This window comes from Nocardia fodinahabitans, from assembly GCF_052983615.1.
The window spans coordinates 5,495,935-5,511,430 of sequence record NZ_JBRJJC010000001.1; the positions used below are offsets into that span (position 1 = coordinate 5,495,935).

General features: G+C 69.1%; 14 protein-coding genes. 9 read left to right on the forward strand and 5 right to left on the reverse strand.

The genetic code is table 11. From position 1 onward, the window contains the following. Nucleotides 1–31 precede the first annotated feature (31 nt). The 4 genes from NV348_RS25845 (at nt 32) to NV348_RS25860 (ending at nt 5,664) form a co-directional block, all read left to right on the forward strand. Nucleotides 32–2,938 (forward strand): ComEC/Rec2 family competence protein, encoded by a 2,907-nt coding sequence (locus tag NV348_RS25845; RefSeq protein ID WP_447149163.1) that lies wholly within the window; start codon nt 32–34, stop codon nt 2,936–2,938. Next, entirely contained in the window at nt 2,898–3,869 is a 972-nt protein-coding gene (gene holA / locus NV348_RS25850) for a DNA polymerase III subunit delta (RefSeq protein ID WP_447149164.1), read from the forward strand. Before NV348_RS25845 ends, holA begins: the two co-directional genes overlap by 41 nt. Before the next feature lie 8 nt (nt 3,870–3,877). Then, complete coding sequence (locus tag NV348_RS25855; protein WP_447149165.1) at nt 3,878–4,255, forward strand: VOC family protein; 378 nt, start codon at nt 3,878–3,880, stop codon at nt 4,253–4,255. Between the two features lie 116 nt (nt 4,256–4,371). Next, nucleotides 4,372–5,664, forward strand: coding sequence for an LCP family protein (locus NV348_RS25860; protein ID WP_447149166.1), 1,293 nt, complete (start codon nt 4,372–4,374; stop codon nt 5,662–5,664). Here the strand turns inward: NV348_RS25860 and NV348_RS25865 are convergent, their stop codons facing one another. Together NV348_RS25865 and rpsT are read right to left on the reverse strand one after the other, a co-directional pair. After that, entirely contained in the window at nt 5,665–5,907 is a 243-nt protein-coding gene (locus NV348_RS25865) for a hypothetical protein (protein WP_218721361.1), read from the reverse strand. It abuts the gene before it with no gap. A 97-nt stretch (nt 5,908–6,004) separates the two neighbouring features. Continuing rightward, nucleotides 6,005–6,265, reverse strand: coding sequence for a 30S ribosomal protein S20 (gene rpsT / locus NV348_RS25870; protein ID WP_019045815.1), 261 nt, complete (start codon nt 6,263–6,265; stop codon nt 6,005–6,007). A gap of 396 nt (nt 6,266–6,661) precedes the next feature. Between rpsT and NV348_RS25875 the strand changes: the two genes are divergently transcribed. The 4 genes from NV348_RS25875 (at nt 6,662) to NV348_RS25890 (ending at nt 10,939) form a co-directional block, all read left to right on the forward strand. Next, nucleotides 6,662–8,197: a circularly permuted type 2 ATP-grasp protein gene (locus NV348_RS25875; protein WP_447151141.1), complete on the forward strand. Its 1,536-nt coding sequence runs from the start codon at nt 6,662–6,664 to the stop codon at nt 8,195–8,197. A gap of 5 nt (nt 8,198–8,202) precedes the next feature. After that, entirely contained in the window at nt 8,203–9,180 is a 978-nt protein-coding gene (locus NV348_RS25880) for an alpha-E domain-containing protein (protein ID WP_218721360.1), read from the forward strand. 76 nt (nt 9,181–9,256) lie between these two features. Beyond that, entirely contained in the window at nt 9,257–10,099 is an 843-nt protein-coding gene (locus NV348_RS25885) for a transglutaminase family protein (RefSeq protein ID WP_447149167.1), read from the forward strand. Between the two features lie 66 nt (nt 10,100–10,165). Further along, nucleotides 10,166–10,939 carry an aquaporin gene (locus NV348_RS25890; RefSeq protein ID WP_447149168.1) on the forward strand — a complete coding sequence of 258 codons (774 nt, stop codon included), beginning with the start codon at nt 10,166–10,168 and terminating at the stop codon, nt 10,937–10,939. 63 nt (nt 10,940–11,002) lie between these two features. Here NV348_RS25890 and NV348_RS25895 read toward each other — a convergent pair whose 3' ends face one another. After that, entirely contained in the window at nt 11,003–11,554 is a 552-nt protein-coding gene (locus tag NV348_RS25895) for a type II toxin-antitoxin system PemK/MazF family toxin (RefSeq protein WP_447149169.1), read from the reverse strand. A 105-nt stretch (nt 11,555–11,659) separates the two neighbouring features. Between NV348_RS25895 and lepA the strand changes: the two genes are divergently transcribed. Then, nucleotides 11,660–13,507, forward strand: a complete 1,848-nt coding sequence (lepA, locus tag NV348_RS25900) for a translation elongation factor 4 (RefSeq protein WP_447149170.1) — start codon at nt 11,660–11,662, stop codon at nt 13,505–13,507. A 5-nt stretch (nt 13,508–13,512) separates the two neighbouring features. On the opposite strand, the gene NV348_RS25905 is transcribed toward lepA, so the two are convergent. Both NV348_RS25905 and NV348_RS25910 read right to left on the reverse strand, forming a co-directional pair. After that, the gene (locus tag NV348_RS25905; RefSeq protein WP_447149171.1) at nt 13,513–14,787 is read right to left on the reverse strand and encodes a HAMP domain-containing sensor histidine kinase; all 1,275 of its coding nucleotides are present in this window, start codon (nt 14,785–14,787) and stop codon (nt 13,513–13,515) included. Further along, complete coding sequence (locus tag NV348_RS25910) at nt 14,784–15,476, reverse strand: response regulator transcription factor (protein WP_447149172.1); 693 nt, start codon at nt 15,474–15,476, stop codon at nt 14,784–14,786. The genes NV348_RS25905 and NV348_RS25910 overlap by 4 nt, the downstream gene beginning before the upstream one ends. Nucleotides 15,477–15,496 lie beyond the last annotated feature (20 nt).

The window sequence follows — 15,496 nt, forward strand, 5'->3', positions numbered from 1 at the left end:
GGGATGCACCGGTGTTGGGCCCGGATTCGGAATGAGTGCGGCGGCTCAGCAAGCGGAAGTGGCGGAGGAGCCGGAGCGGCAGGTGCTGGATATGCGTCTGGTGCCCGCGGCGCTGGGATGTTGGGGCGCGACGATCGTGGCGGTGTCTCTCGGGTGGTTCGCGGGGCTGATGCTGGCGGTCGGTGCGGTGGTGGTGGCGATCGGTGTGTGGGTGGTGTTGTTGTGGGCGATGGCGCACCGGCGTGAGCGGTGGCGGGTCGTCGCGGTCGCCGGGTTGGCGGTGCTGCTGATGGCGGCGGGGTTCGGGGCGGCGGGAGCGTGGCGAGCGCATCATGTGCAGACACACCCGCTGCGGGAATCGTTCGGGCGGACGGTGACGGTGCTGGCTGTGGTCACCGATGATCCGAAACCGATGCGGGCGGGTGGGTTCGGTGGACAGCGGCGGTGGATCGTCCACGCGGGGCTGCGCGAGTTCAGTGGCGGTACGACCTCCCGGGCCGGCGAGGCTCTCGGGTCGACAACCACCCGGGTCGGCGGGGCGCTCGTGATCCTCGCCCCGGGGAAGGACTGGGCCGACCTGTCACCCGGTCAGGTCATCCGGTTTCGGGCGAAGGTCGCCGAGCCGAACCGCTCCGACCTGACCGTGGCCGCGCTGCACCCCGTCGCCGCGGCGGAACGTGTCGGGACGCTTCCATGGTGGCAGCGGATGGCCGGGGGCGTGCGAGCGGACCTGGCGGCAGCCGCGGCGAGGGCGCTGCCGCCGGCCGCGGCGGGACTGTTGCCCGCACTCGTCGTCGGCGACACCGCCGCGCTGTCCGACGAGGTCAGGGACGACTTCGAAATTGCTGGCCTGCAACATCTCTGCGTGGTCAGTGGCGCAAATTTCACCATTCTGCTGACCGCGTTGCTGGCACTGACGAGGTTGCTGACCGCGGGCCCGCGGACGAGTGCCGCGGCCGCCGCGGTAACGGTCGTTCTGTTTGTCGTTCTCGCGCGTCCCGACCCGAGCGTGCTGCGGGCGGCGGCCATGGGGTCGGTGACGGTGCTCGCATTGCTCACCGGACGGCGCAAACAGGCGTTGCCTGCGCTGGGTGCCGCGGTGATCGGATTGCTCGGCGTGGCACCGCAGTTGGCGGTGAGTGCGGGGTTCGCGCTGTCGGTGCTCGCCACCGCCGGACTGATCCTGCTGGCACCGAGCTGGGCGGACTGGTTGCGGGCGCGCGGGTGGTGGCGCACACCCGCGGAGATCGTCGCGGTGTCGGCGGGCGCGTTCGTGGTCACCCTTCCGCTCATGGTCGCGCTGTCGGGGCGGGTGAGCGTGGTCGCGATCGTCGCGAACGCGCTTGTCGCACCCGTGGTCGGGGTGATCACCGTGATCGGGGCCGCGGGCGCGCTCGTCGCCTGCTTGTGGGGTGATGCCGCGGTGGTGGTGCTGTTCTGTGCGCGCCCGCCACTGTGGTGGCTGCTCACGGTGGCCGACCGGACCGCCGCGGTGCCCGGTGCCACGGTCTCGGTGCCGTCCGGCGTGACCGGGGGACTGGCCGCGGCGGCGATCGTCGTCCTCGTCGTAGCAGCTCTGCGCTGGTCGAAGACCCGCCGACTGCTCGCCGTCGTTGCGCTGGGTGTGGCGGTTGTCCTCGTCCCGGTGCGCCTGTGGCAGCCCGGCTGGCCGCCCACCGGTTGGGTACTGGCGATGTGTGACGTAGGCCAAGGCGATGGCCTCGCTCTCTCTGTCGCCCCCGGCGCCGCGATCGTGATCGATACCGGACCGGACCCCCGCCCGATCCGCCGCTGCCTCGACCGCCTGCACATCACCCACGTCCCACTCCTGATCCTCACTCACCCACACGCCGACCACATCGACGGCCTAGCCGGCGCACTCCGCGGCCGCACCGTCGCCGCATTAGCGACCGCCCCGGGTGAACTTCACTCCGCCGGTGGCGAGCACCCCGCCAGCGGCGAGCACCCCAGCAGCAGCGGCAAGCACTCCACTAGCGACGGCGCTTCCACGAGCGGTGAGCTCTCCACCAGCGACGGGTTCTCCATCAACGACCGCCGCCCGGACGGCGCACAACTGGCCACGCCGTCCACCGCGCGACCGAGTATTGCGGCGCAGCGACATTCGTCTGCGCACGGCACCGAGGCCGGTGGGGCCGAGCGGGTCGTCGAGCTCGCGGAGTCTGCCCGGATCCCACTGATGGAACTTCACGCGGGGCAGGTACTGGCGTTCGGGACAGTGGAATTGACGGTGCTCGCACCGAGCCGGGACGTGCCGTCCTCGCTGGACCTGGACGAAGCCAATGACCGGTCGCTCGTCCTGAGGGCGCGCACGGCCCTGGGCACGATCCTGCTCACCGGTGACATCGAGGCCGGCGCGCAATCTCGTGTCCTGCGCGACAACGACATCCGAGCCGACATCCTCAAAGTCCCACACCACGGATCCCGCACCACCACAGCGGAATTCCTCCGTGCGGTCCACCCACGACTGGCCTTGATCAGCGCCGGAACAGACAACTTCTTCGGCCACCCGCACCCCACGATCATCGCCGCGCTGGATGCCCTCGGAGTCACGATCGCCCGGACCGACCGTCACGGCGACATCATCGTGACGGGCACCGCCGCCGACCTCCGAACGGCGACCTCCCGCCGCCGAATGCGCACCGCCGCGAAGCCGATCGGTGGTGGACTACCGTGCGAACTCCCACACGACGCCATGACCCGTCATGCGCCGACTTCACGGCAACCGATCCGGTCACCGGAGTCCGGCACCCACCGGAGTCCGTTATCAGGGAGTGCGGTCGGGCATCGCCAGATGCCGGAAGACCATGGCGAGCGGCCGAACCACGCCGAAAGACCGCGGCCGGTCCGCTGTCGGTGCCCGAACGTAGGATCGCCTGGTGAGCGAACGCCCTGCCGCGGTACATCTGGTTCTCGGTGACGAGGAGCTGCTGGTCGAGCGCGCCGTGGCGCAGGTGACCGGCCAGGTGCGGGCCGACGCGCCCGACCCGGATTCGGTGCCGGTGGACCGGCTACGCGCCGGTGACGCGAGTACCGCCGAACTCGCCGAGCTGCTGAGCCCGTCGTTGTTCGCCGAAGATCGGGTGATCGTGCTCGAATCGGCGGCGGAGGCGGGCAAGGACGCGGTGGCCGTGATCACCGACGCGGCCGCCGACCCGCCGGCGGGCGTGGTGCTGATGGTGCTGCATTCGGGCGGCGGCCGCGCGAAGGCGCTGGTCCCTGCCCTGCAGAAGCAGGGCGCGGTGGTGCACGAGTGCGCCAAGCTGACCAAGGCCACCGAGCGGGCGGAGTTCGTGCGCGCGGAGTTCCGCGCACTCGGCGTGCGGGTGGCGCCCGACGTCGTCCAGGTGCTGATCGAGTCCGTCGGCTCGGAACTGCGTGAACTGGCCGCCGCCTGTTCGCAGTTGGTCGCCGACACCGGCGGCAAGGTCGATGTGAACGCGGTTCGCCGGTACTACTCCGGCCGCGCCGAGGTCACCGGCTTCGACGTCGCCGAACTCGCCGTCGCGGGCGACCGTCCCGCCGCGATGGAGGCCCTGCGCTGGGCCACCGACCGTGGTGTCCCGCACGTCCTGCTGGCCGACGCCCTCGCCGACTCCGTGCATACCATCGCCCGCGTCGGTTCCGCGGGCCGTGGCGACCCGTTCAAACTCGCCCAGCAACTCGGCATGCCCCCCTGGAAGGTCAAGAAGGCCCAGGCCCAGGCCCGCGGCTGGACCCCCGCTACCATCGGCACCGCCCTCCAAGTGGTCGCCACCCTCAACGCCGACGTCAAGGGCGGCGCCGCCGACGCCACTTACGCCGTCGAGCACGCCCTCTCCCGCATCCTCGACCTCCGCGCCGCGGGCTGAGTCACGATGTGGCGTGCCTGATCCCCGAACTCATCTGCGCCGACCTCCAGGCCAGTCTGGAGTTCTACCGGCTACTCGGATTCCGGATCCGATACGAGCGTCCCGAGGAACGGTTCGCCTACCTCGAACGCGACGGCGCCGATCTGATGCTCGAACAGCCCACGGACCACGAGCGGCTCTACCCGCACGCGCCGCTCGCACACCCCTATGGGCGCGGCATCAACCTCACCATCGACGTAGACGATGTCGCCGAGCTCCACGCCGTGATCACCGCGACCGGCCGGGAACTGTTCCTCCCGTTGGAGGACCGCTGGTACGCGCGCAGGCAACCGATGTCCTGGGCGTGCGCCGGTTTGCCGTGCGGGACCCGGACGGGTACCTACTGAGGACTGCCCAGGACCTCGGTACGTGCAGTCGCTGAGCCGACACGCCGGGTCGCTGGGTAATCGGGACCGAATCGCGATGTCCGGACGGTCTCGCGGCTGGCACAGTTGATCATGACATGGACGATCCGACCGTCAGCCGGACCGGGGAGCGCGGGAGAAGTCGACGCGCTCGTGGTTCGGCGGGTCGGTGGGCCAGAGCATTCGGGAAGGGGTTCGCCGCCGGGATGTCGGCGCTGGTGGTCGCCGTCACCGCGTACGGGTGGTCGACGGCGGGCAGTTTCGACGCCGGATTCCTGCGCTCGCAGGCCATCGAGGACGACGCGCCACATTCGCTCGGCGGGGATCTGAACATCTTGTTGATCGGGCTCGACACCCGGCGCGATCAGAACGGGAACGAGCTGCCGCCGGAGATCCTGGACCAGCTGCACGCGGGGGACGGGGACGAGGGCGGCTACAACGCCAATACGCTGATCCTGGTGCACATTCCGGCCGCGATGGACAAGATCGTCGCGGTGTCGATTCCGCGTGACGACTACGTGCCGGTCAGCGGCATCCCGGGCTACACCCACGCCAAGATCAAGGAGGCGTACGGGTTGAAGAAGGCCGCGGTGCAGGACCAGCTGATCGCGCGCGGGGTCACCGATCAGCGCAAGCTCGAGCAGGCGGGCCGGGAGGCGGGGCGGGCCTCGATCGTCCGGGCGGTGCGTGATCTGACCGGCGTGCCGATCGACCGGTTCGCCGAGGTCACCCTCGCCGGTTTCTACGATCTCGCCGTCACGCTGGGCGGGGTGGAAGTGTGCCTGAACCATCCGGTGCAGGACCTCGAGTTCTCCGGCGCGAACTTCCCGGCGGGACGCCAGCATCTCGATCCCGCTCAGGCGCTGGCCTTCGTGCGGCAGCGGCACGGGCTGGAGAACGGCGATCTGGACCGCACCCACCGGCAGCAAGCGTTTCTCACCTCGGTGGCCCGGCAGCTGCGCAGCGCGGGCACGCTGACCGACCCCGGCAAACTGTCGGCGCTGATGGAGGTGGCGCACCGCAATATCGTCCTGTCGGACGGCTGGAACATGACCGAGTTCGTGCGCACGCTCGGCGCCGCGAGGGACCCGCAGGTCGAATTCCGTACCCTGCCGATCGTGCGCTACGACGTGATCAACGGTCAGGACGTGAACATCGTGGACCGGTCGGCGATCCGCCGCGAGATCGCGGCCGCGTTCGGGATGCCGGTGCCCGCCATCACGACGACCCGGCGCACCACGGCGCGGACCGAACCACCCGCCGCCTGGCCGTACGAGACGACGACGGGCGCCTGGCAGACCAGCACGACCGCGCCGGTGTCGGAGACCCCCGACGCGGGCACGCCGGTCCGCAGCGACATCACCTCGGGGCGGATCCCCTGTGTGAACTGATCAGTCGCCGACGACGGCGAGCTCCTCGTCGTCCTCGAGATCCTCGTAGCGACCTTCCCACTCCTCGTAGAGCGGGACCTCGTCCTCCCTGGTGACGATCCACGCGGCCGCGAAGCCACCGTCCTCGTCCGGGACCATCACATTCTCGATCTTGAGACCGATCCCCAGGATCTCCGCGGCGCGGATCACCTCGGCCAGGTCGTCGCCTCGTACCACCGTCTGATTCGCGTACACCGTCAACATGCGCGGAATGGTAGCCGACGACAAAAGCCGCCGTGGTCATCGAGGCCACGGCGGCTGCGTCTTGCGAAGTATTGCTGAGCGGGCAGACCCGCTCCGATCAGATCTTGTTCAGAGCCAGCGCGAGCGCGGACTTCTTGTTGGCCGCCTGGTTGGCGTGGATGACGCCCTTGGAAGCGGCCTTGTCGAGCTTGCGGCTCGCGAACTGCAGCTGCTCGGCAGCCTTTTCCTTGTCACCGCTGGCGGCAGCTTCACGGAAGTTGCGGATCGCGGTGCGCAGCGCGGACTTGACCGACTGGTTGCGCTTGCGCGCCGCCTCGTTGGTACGGATCCGCTTCATCTGGGACTTGATGTTGGCCACGCCTGTATCCTCTGGTTTCCTGTCGCTGGGTGGTATGTCTCGAAAGCTCGTCGGGCGCGCGCCCACGATGCAGCAGATGGTGCTGAACTACGGGTAACACCGCGCCGAAGATCGAGGCTACCAGCTCGGCACCGCCCGGCGAAATCGGGCTCCGAACACCCGGCCCCCGGCTCCGCTGATTTCACCCGTTTCAGGTGATGCAAGAAATTTACCTGTGTCTCACACGACCCTGCTGCCGGGTGATGCACAGTTTTTCCCATGACCTCCACCACAGCGCCGAGTACGGCTCGATCTGCATCACCGGCGTTGGTGAGAACGAACGGGCATCCGGTGAACGCGCACGCCGGCTTGTTCGAGGGGTACGGCCCTGGCCGCTTCGCCGACGCGTTCGACGAGATGTTCGACGCGGCGGGGCGGGTGCGGGCGCCGTATAAAGGCATTCACGCCGCGATGGCGGCCAACGACGTCGACGACCTGGCCAAACGCTCCGACGCGCTGGACCGGGCGTTCATCGACCAGGGCATCACCTTCTCCCTGTCGGGGCAGGAACGGCCGTTTCCGCTGGACCTGGTGCCGCGGGTGATCGCCGCCGCGGAGTGGGCCAAGCTCGAACGGGGCATCAAGCAGCGGGTCACCGCGCTCGAGCTGTTCCTGGCCGACGTCTACGGCGAGCAGAACATCCTGCGCGATCAGGTGATCCCCAAGCGCCTGGTCACCTCGTGCGAGCACTTCCACCGCGAGGCCGCCGGTCTGGTCCCGCCGAACGGGGTGCGCATCCATGTCTCCGGCATCGACCTGGTGCGCGACGAACGCGGCGACTTCCGGGTGCTCGAGGACAACCTGCGCTCGCCGTCGGGTGTCTCCTATGTGATGGAGAACCGGCGCACGATGGCCCGGGTCTTCCCCGATCTGTTCTCCTCGCACCGGGTGCGGGCGGTCGGTGACTATCCGGCACACCTACTCCGGGCGCTGCGGGCCTCCGCGGCGCCCAACGAGGCCGACCCGACCGTGGTCGTGCTCACCCCCGGTGTGCACAACTCCGCCTACTTCGAACACTCGCTGCTGGCCAGGCAGATGGGCGTCGAGCTGGTCGAGGGGCGTGACCTGTTCTGCCGTGACAATGTCGTCTACATGCGCACGACGGCCGGCGAGCGCCAGGTCGACGTGATCTACCGGCGTATCGACGACACCTTCCTGGACCCCATGCACTTCCGCCCCGACTCGGTGCTCGGCGTCGCCGGTGTTCTCAACGCCGCCCGCGCGGGCAATGTGGTGATCTCCAGCGCGGTCGGCAACGGCGTCGGTGACGACAAACTCATCTACACCTATGTGCCGACGATCATCGAGTACTACCTCGGCGAGAAGCCGATCCTGCCCAACGTCGACACCTTCCGGTGCTGGCTCGACGACGAACGCGAGGAGGTGCTCGACCGGGTCGGCGAGCTCGTGGTGAAGCCGGTCGAGGGGTCCGGCGGCTACGGAATCGTGATCGGGCCGGACGCGTCGCCGCGCGAGCTGGAGGCGGTCAAGCGCAAGGTCAAGGCCGATCCGCGCGGCTGGATCGCCCAGCCGGTGGTGCAGCTGTCGACCGTGCCGACCAAGATCGGCAATGATCTCGCGCCCCGGCACGTCGATCTGCGTCCGTTCGCGGTCAACGACGGCGACGACATCTGGGTGCTGCCCGGTGGGCTGACCAGGGTCGCGCTGCCGGAGGGCTCGCTGGTGGTGAACTCCAGCCAGGGCGGCGGCAGCAAGGACACCTGGGTGCTGGCCGGTCGCTCCGGTCCGGTCGACCGGGAACTGGCCGGGCCGGAACTGGTGAGCGATCCGCCGCAGGCCGACTCGTTCGAGATCGGCCGCGAACTCAGCGCGCCGCAGGCCAATCAGCAACAGCAGCAACAACAACAGACGCAGCGGCTGATCGGGGACTGACACACATGCTTGCTCGCAACGCCGAATCCCTCTACTGGATCGGCCGATACGTCGAGCGCGCCGACGACACCGCGCGCATTCTCGACGTCGCCGTCCATCAACTGCTCGAAGACGCCACCGTCGACGCCGACCGCACCTCACGGGTCCTGCTCAAAGTGCTCGGCATCGAACCACCGGAGGGACTGCGCCTGGACGTGTGGTCGGTGACCGACCTGGTCGCCTTCAGTCACGACCACGGCGTCTCGATCAGCGACTCCATCGGCAAGGCCCGCGAGAACGCCCGTGGCGCACGCGAAGTCACCTCCAGCGAGATGTGGGAATGCCTCAACGCCACCTACAACGGGCTGGCGACGGCGGAGAAGGCGGCGCGCGGCCTCGGCCCGCACGAGTTCTTCTCCTACATCAAGGACCGCGCGGCGATGTTCACCGGACTGACCGACTCGACGCTCTCGCGCGACGACGGCTACCGGTTCCTGCTGCTGGGCCGCTCCATCGAACGCGTGGACATGATGGTGCGCCTGCTGCTCTCGCGCGCGGGCGACCGCACCTCCTCACCCGCCTGGGTGACGGTGCTGCGCTCGGCGGGCGCCCACGACACCTACCTGCGCACCCACCGCGGCGCGCTCGACGCCGCCAGGGTCGCGGAGTTCATCCTGATCGACCGGCTCTTCCCGCGCTCGGTGTTCCACACGCTGCGCGTCGCCGAGGCCTGCCTGACCGAACTCGACCAGCGGCCGGGCAGCCGCGTGGGCGCGCGGCACGAGGCCCAGCGTGTGCTGGGCCGCGCGCGCAGCGAGCTCGAATTCCTGCCGCCGGGTGTGCTGTTGGAGGACTTGCAGAGCAGGCTGCTCGCACTGCAGAAATCGTGCCGCGAGGTCAGCGAGGCCGTGTCACGCCAGTACTTCCACGCCGCCCCCTGGGTGGCGTGGACCGATGTGCGCAGCAGTTCCGACGGTCGCGTGCAGGTGGAGGGAGAATTGTGAGCGAGCACCAGCGAGTGAACCGGCAACACAGTGCGCTGCAGCGCACGACGGAGCCGAGCGCCGGCGAGGTGGAGTCGTGAGCTGGCGGATCAGGGTGGTGCACACCACCGGATATGTCTACGACGCGCCCGTGACGCGCTCGTTCAACGAGGCCAGGCTGACGCCGCGTGCCGACAGCAGGCAGAACGTGATCCTCAATCGCGTCGAAACCGTGCCGGCCACCAGGTCGTATCGCTACACCGACTACTGGGGCACCGCGGTCACCGCCTTCGACCTGCACGCCCCGCACACCGAACTCGAGGTGACCGGGTCCTCGGTGGTGGAGACCGAGCCGTTCGCGGAACCGACCGAGGAACTGAGCTGGGACGAATTGCGCGGCGGCCGGATCGTCGACCGCTTCGACGAAATGCTCAGTCCCACCGCCTATGTGCCGCGGGATCGCAAGCTCGCGACGGTGGCCAGGCAGCTGTCCCGGGGCGAAGAGCCGGCCAAGGCGGTGGTGCGCGCGGCCGAGTGGGTGAACAAGGAGATGGACTACCTCGCGGGCACGACCTCGGTGCACACCTCGGCATTGCAGGCCTTCGCCGAGCGGCGTGGGGTATGCCAGGACTACGCGCACCTGACCCTGGTGTTGTTGCGCAGCATGGGAATTCCCAGCCGGTACGTCTCCGGGTATCTGCATCCGAAGCCGGGCGCCGAGATCGGCGAGACCGTGGCAGGCCAGTCGCATGCCTGGGTGGAGGCCTGGACCGGGCAGTGGTGGGGCTACGACCCGACCAACAACCTGGCCGTCAACGAGCAGCACGTCTCGGTCGGGGTCGGGCGCGATTACGCGGATGTGCCACCGCTGAAAGGTGTTTTCAGCGGCGGCGGCTCGACAGACCTCGAGGTCGTTGTGGAGGTCACCCGCCTGGCGTAATGTCCACTTCGCTCGTGCGGACCCCGCTCGCCGCGGGGATGAATCCTCCCGGAGAGGTGGTGGCCGATGCCCACTGCGCAGGAACTCGTCGAATCCGAGGTCGTACCCGAGCCGAAGAAGTGGGCCGCCGAAGGGCTCGGCACCTTCATCCTGGTGATCTGTGGCGCCGGCACACTGGTGCTGGCGGGCGACCGGGTCGGGTCGCTCGGGGTCGCCTTCGCCTTCGGATTGACGCTGATGTTCCTCGTCTACGCGATCGGGCCGATCTCGGGCTGCCACGTCAACCCGGCCGTCACCCTCGGACAGCTGCTGCTCGGCCGGATCTCGGCCGTCGGCGCGGCCGGCTACGTGATCGCGCAGCTCGTCGGCGCCTTCCTGGCCGGGCTGGTGCTGTTCGCGCTGGCCAAGAACCTGCCCGCCTACGACCGCGCGGTCGACGGGCTCGGCGCCAACGGCTGGGGCGCGCACAGCCCGTCGGCGATCCGCGGGCCGCTGGGCGAGGTCGTCGTCCAGAACGGGTACGGCCTGGCGGCGACGATCATCGTCGAGGTGATGCTGACCGCGCTGCTGGTGTTCGTGGTGCTGGCCTCCACGGACCAGATCTCCGATGTGCCGCTGGCGGGGCTGTCGATCGGTGTCACGCTGACGGTGATCTACCTGGTCTCGCTGCCGATCGACAACACCTCGGTCAACCCGGCCCGCAGCCTGGGCGTGGCGCCCTATCAGGACGGTGCGATGGCGCAGGTGTGGGTGTTCGTACTGTTCCCGCTGGCCGGTGGCGCGTTGGGCGCGCTCGTGTACGGCCTGATCTTCGGCCGGTCCAGGGACGTGCAGACCTAGTCCTCGACAAGCGACGCGAACCCCGTTCCGGTCAGACCGGAACGGGGTTCGTCGTTGTCGGGGTCAGCTCCAGCTGTACTCCGCGACGAGCCGGTGCGCGACCAGGTCGAAGGTCTTGCGCTCGACGATCGCGCCCTCGCGCCGGATGCCGTCCTCGGGCACGTCGAGCACCCGGTCCAGCCGCACCCAGCTCGGGCGTCCGTCGTGGTCCCACGGGCCGGTACCGATGCCGACCCAGTTGCGGTCGTGCGCGCGTTCGGCTTTGGACGACAGCATCAGCCCGAGCAGGGTCTTGCGATCGCGGCCGACGACCAGCACCGGCCGGTCCTTGCCGTTGGTGGGGTCCTCCTCGTAGGGCACCCAGGTCCACACGATCTCGCCCGGGTCGGCGCGTCCGTCGAGCTGCGGGCAGTAGACGATCTGCCGGGCCCGGTGGGCGGTGGGAACCGGCGTCGACGCGGTCGGGCGCACCGCGACGGTGGGCTCCGGCTTGGCCGCCAGCGCCCCCACCAGCTTCTCGAGCAGCCGTGGACCCTGCTTGCGCACGATCTTCGGTCCCTGCTCCTTGGCGATGACGCCGAGTTGCTTACCGAGAGTGTTCCAACTGCTGGCCATCCCTGAAATATAACGGTGACCCGTGCTTCGGTGCACCGGTGACAAGGGGGCGATTCGGCGCATGGGACGATAGACGCAGTTCGCCGATACCCCTCGAGGAGTGGAGTGGCTTCCAGTTTTGCCGATACGACGTTCACCGATCCGTCCCGGATCCGGAACTTCTGCATCATCGCGCACATCGACCACGGCAAGTCGACCCTGGCCGATCGGATGCTGCAGCTGACCGGTGTGGTCGAGGAGCGGGCCATGCGTGCCCAGTACCTGGATCGGATGGACATCGAGCGTGAGCGCGGCATCACGATCAAGGCGCAGAACGTGCGCCTGCCGTGGAGCGTCGACGGCGACGACTACGTCCTGCACATGATCGACACCCCGGGCCACGTCGACTTCACCTACGAGGTGTCGCGCGCGCTCGAGGCCTGTGAGGGCGCGATCCTGCTGGTCGACGCCGCCCAGGGCATCGAGGCGCAGACGCTGGCGAATCTGTACCTGGCGATGGAACGCGACCTGGCGATCATCCCGGTGCTCAACAAGATCGACCTGCCCGCCGCCGACCCCGACCGCTACGCCGCCGAGATCGCCCACATCGTGGGCTGCGAGGCCGACGACGTGCTGCGGGTGTCGGGCAAGACCGGCGTCGGTGTGGCCGAGCTGCTGAACAAGGTCATCGCCGAGGTGCCGCCGCCGGTCGGTGACGCCGACGCCCCGGCCCGCGCGCTGATCTTCGACTCGGTCTACGACACCTACCGCGGCGTGGTCACCTACGTGCGTGTGGTCGACGGCAAGCTGACCCCGCGCCAGAAGATCAAGATGATGTCCACCGGCGCGCAGCACGAGCTGCTCGAGATCGGCATCGTCTCGCCCGAACCGAAACCCACGCAGGGTCTCGGCGTCGGCGAGGTGGGCTACCTGATCACCGGCGTGAAGGACGTGCGTCAGTCCAAGGTCGGTGACACCGTCACCTCCGCGCGCGACGGCGCCACCTCGGCGCTGGCCGGCTACCAGGAACCGCGTCCGATGGTCTACTCGGGTCTGTACCCGGTCGACGGCTCCGACTACCCGGACCTGCGCGACGCGCTGGACAAGCTGCAGCTCAACGACGCGGCGCTGACCTACGTGCCGGAGACCTCGGTGGCGCTGGGCTTCGGCTTCCGCTGTGGCTTCCTCGGTCTGCTGCACATGGAGATCACCCGCGAGCGGCTGCAGCGCGAGTTCGGCCTCGACCTGATCTCCACCGCGCCCAACGTGATCTACCGGGTGGTCATGGAAGACGGCACCGAGCACGTCGTCACCAACCCGTCGTACTGGCCGGAAGGCAAGGTGCGCCAGACCTTCGAGCCGGTGACCAAGTGCACCGTGATCGCGCCGAGCGAGTTCGTCGGCACCATCATGGAGCTGTGCCAGAGCCGCCGCGGCGAGCTGCTCGGCATGGACTACCTGTCGGAGACCCGTGTGGAGATGCGCTACACGCTGCCGATGGCCGAGATCATCTTCGACTTCTTCGACTCGCTCAAGTCGCGCACCCGTGGCTACGCGTCGCTCGATTACGAGGAGGCGGGCGAGCAGTCGTCCGCACTGGTGAAGGTCGACATCCTGCTCCAGGGCGAGGCTGTCGACGCGTTCAGTGCCATCGTGCACAAGGACGCCGCCCAGGCCTACGGCAACAAGATGACCACCAAGCTGCGCGAACTCATCCCGCGTCAGCAGTTCGAGGTGCCGATCCAGGCCGCGATCGGCTCGAAGATCATCGCGCGCGAGAACATCAGGGCGATCCGCAAGGACGTGCTCGCCAAGTGCTACGGCGGTGACATCAGCCGTAAGCGCAAGTTGCTCGAGAAGCAGAAGGAAGGCAAGAAGCGCATGAAGACCATCGGCCGGGTCGACGTGCCGCAGGAGGCCTTCGTGGCCGCGCTGTCCTCGGACGCGGCCTCGGACAAGCCCAAGGGCAAGTAGCCCGCTCACCCCGGCTCGGCGGTGACGCGCACCAGCAGGCGCGTCCCGCCGAGCGGGCTTTCGGTGAGTTCGGCGGTGCCGCCGTGCAATTCGGCCTGCTGCCGGACCAGGGCCAGGCCCAGTCCGGAGCCGGGGGAGCCGGGCCGTTTGGCGAAGCGGTCGAAAGCGGTGGGGGACAGGTGTTCCGGTATCCCGGTGCCGTTGTCGTCGACGGTGATCTCGATTCCGTCCGCGCCGGTGTGCGCCGCGACCGCGATCTCGGTGGCGTGTCCGTGCAGGACCGCGTTGGCGACGGCGTTGGTGACGATCAGCAGGATCCCGCCGGGCAGTCCGGTCATCGGGACCGGCTCGCACGCGGTCAGCGTGATGTCGACGCCGGGTTGCGCGCGCCGCGCGTTCTGGACGGCGCGATCGAGGGTCTCGCACAGTTCGAACGGCTCGAACGCGCCCGCGTCGGTGAGCTCACCGACGGCGAGGCGCTCCAGATCGGTGAGTGTGCGCTCGATCTGACGTTCGGCGGCCAGCACGTCGGCCAGGACGGCGCCACGCTGCTCGGCCGGTAGATCGTCGCCGGCCAGGACCTGTAGGTCGGTGCGCATCGCGGTGAGCGGGGTGCGCAGTTCGTGCGCGCAGACCGCCGCGAAATCGCGGGCGCCCGCCAGCGCCTGCCTGGTCTCGCCGTGCGCGGTCTCCAGGCGCGTCAGCATCCGGGTGATGGCGTCGGAGAGTTCCTCGGCCTCCCTGGCGCCACGGCCCGACAGCGGCGGCAGTTCGTCGAGGGTGTCGATCTCGTGGGTCGCGGTGGCCAGCCTGCGCAGTGGGCGCGCGGCGAAACCGGCCAGTACCCACCCCAATCCGGCCGCCACCAGCACCCCGCCGACGCCGATGCCGAGACCGATCAGCTGGCTGCGGGTGATCGCGGCGTCGACGAGTTCACGATCGGGATTCAGCCGGACCAGCAGGCCGGGCGCGCCCTGGACCTTGGCCAGCGCGGTGTCGGACGGGCGGCCCGGCGCCACCACCGTCGGTGGTTCGGGCAGGTCGGGGGCGGCGGGGAACGGTGTCGCCTCCGCCGGGAGCGGGATCGGCAGGGCGGGCACGCCGTCGATGCGCTGCACCACCTGGACATTCATCGTCGACACCGTCTGATCCAGTTGCCGGGTGCCCGCCACCTTCAGCAGCGCCGCGTAGGTGAGCCCGAGAGTGATCGCCACCAGCGCGGCGACCACCGCCGACACCACGGCCACCCGCATCCGCAACGACCACGACCCGGTCCTCACGGGCGCTCGCGCAGGACGAAGCCGACGCCGCGCACCGTGTGCACGACCCGATCGACGCCGTCGGCCTCGAGCTTGCGCCGCAGGTACGAGACGAACACGTCGACCACATTGGTGTCGGTGGTGAAGTCGTAACCCCAGACGGCGGACAGGATCTGCTCGCGCCCGAGCACGATGCCGACGTTCTCGGCCAGCATCGCCAGCAGCTCGAACTCGCGTTTGGTGAGCTCGACCTGTCGTCCGCCCGCGTGCACCCGGTGCCCGGCCGGATCGATCTCGACCTGTCCCACCCGCACCGTCTTGCCCTGCGGCGCAGCGGTTGCCGTGCTGCGCCGCAGGAGTGCGCGCAGCCGGGCGATCAGCTCGCCGAGATCGAACGGTTTGGTGAGGTAGTCGTCGGCGCCGCGTTCGAGTGCCGCGATCCGGTCGCTCACCGCGCTGCGGGCGCTGAGCACGCAGATGGGGATCTCGTTGCCCATCGCCCGCAGGGCGGTCACCACGCCGACGCCGTCGAGCTCGGGCATGTTCACATCGAGCACCATGGCATCGGGTGTGGCGGAACGCACCAGGGCGAGCGCTCCGGCACCATTACTCGCGGTGACGACGTCGAAGCCCGAGAGCTCGAGGCCGCGCCGCAGTGACGCCAACACCCTGACCTCGTCGTCGACGACCAAGATCTGCTGTCCGGTCATCTGCTCACCCTAGTGCGGTC

Bases quoted from the DNA above. Each gene is read 5' to 3' on its own strand.
- NV348_RS25845 (WP_447149163.1), top strand. From the start codon at position 32: ATGAGTGCGGCGGCTCAGCAAGCGGAAGTGGCGGAGGAGCCGGAGCGG.
- NV348_RS25860 (WP_447149166.1), top strand. From the start codon at position 4,372: ATGGACGATCCGACCGTCAGCCGGACCGGGGAGCGCGGGAGAAGTCGA.
- NV348_RS25865 (WP_218721361.1), bottom strand. From the start codon at position 5,907: ATGTTGACGGTGTACGCGAATCAGACGGTGGTACGAGGCGACGACCTG.
- NV348_RS25875 (WP_447151141.1), top strand. From the start codon at position 6,662: ATGTTCGACGCGGCGGGGCGGGTGCGGGCGCCGTATAAAGGCATTCAC.
- NV348_RS25880 (WP_218721360.1), top strand. From the start codon at position 8,203: ATGCTTGCTCGCAACGCCGAATCCCTCTACTGGATCGGCCGATACGTC.
- NV348_RS25890 (WP_447149168.1), top strand. From the start codon at position 10,166: ATGCCCACTGCGCAGGAACTCGTCGAATCCGAGGTCGTACCCGAGCCG.
- NV348_RS25895 (WP_447149169.1), bottom strand. From the start codon at position 11,554: ATGGCCAGCAGTTGGAACACTCTCGGTAAGCAACTCGGCGTCATCGCC.
- NV348_RS25910 (WP_447149172.1), bottom strand. From the start codon at position 15,476: ATGACCGGACAGCAGATCTTGGTCGTCGACGACGAGGTCAGGGTGTTG.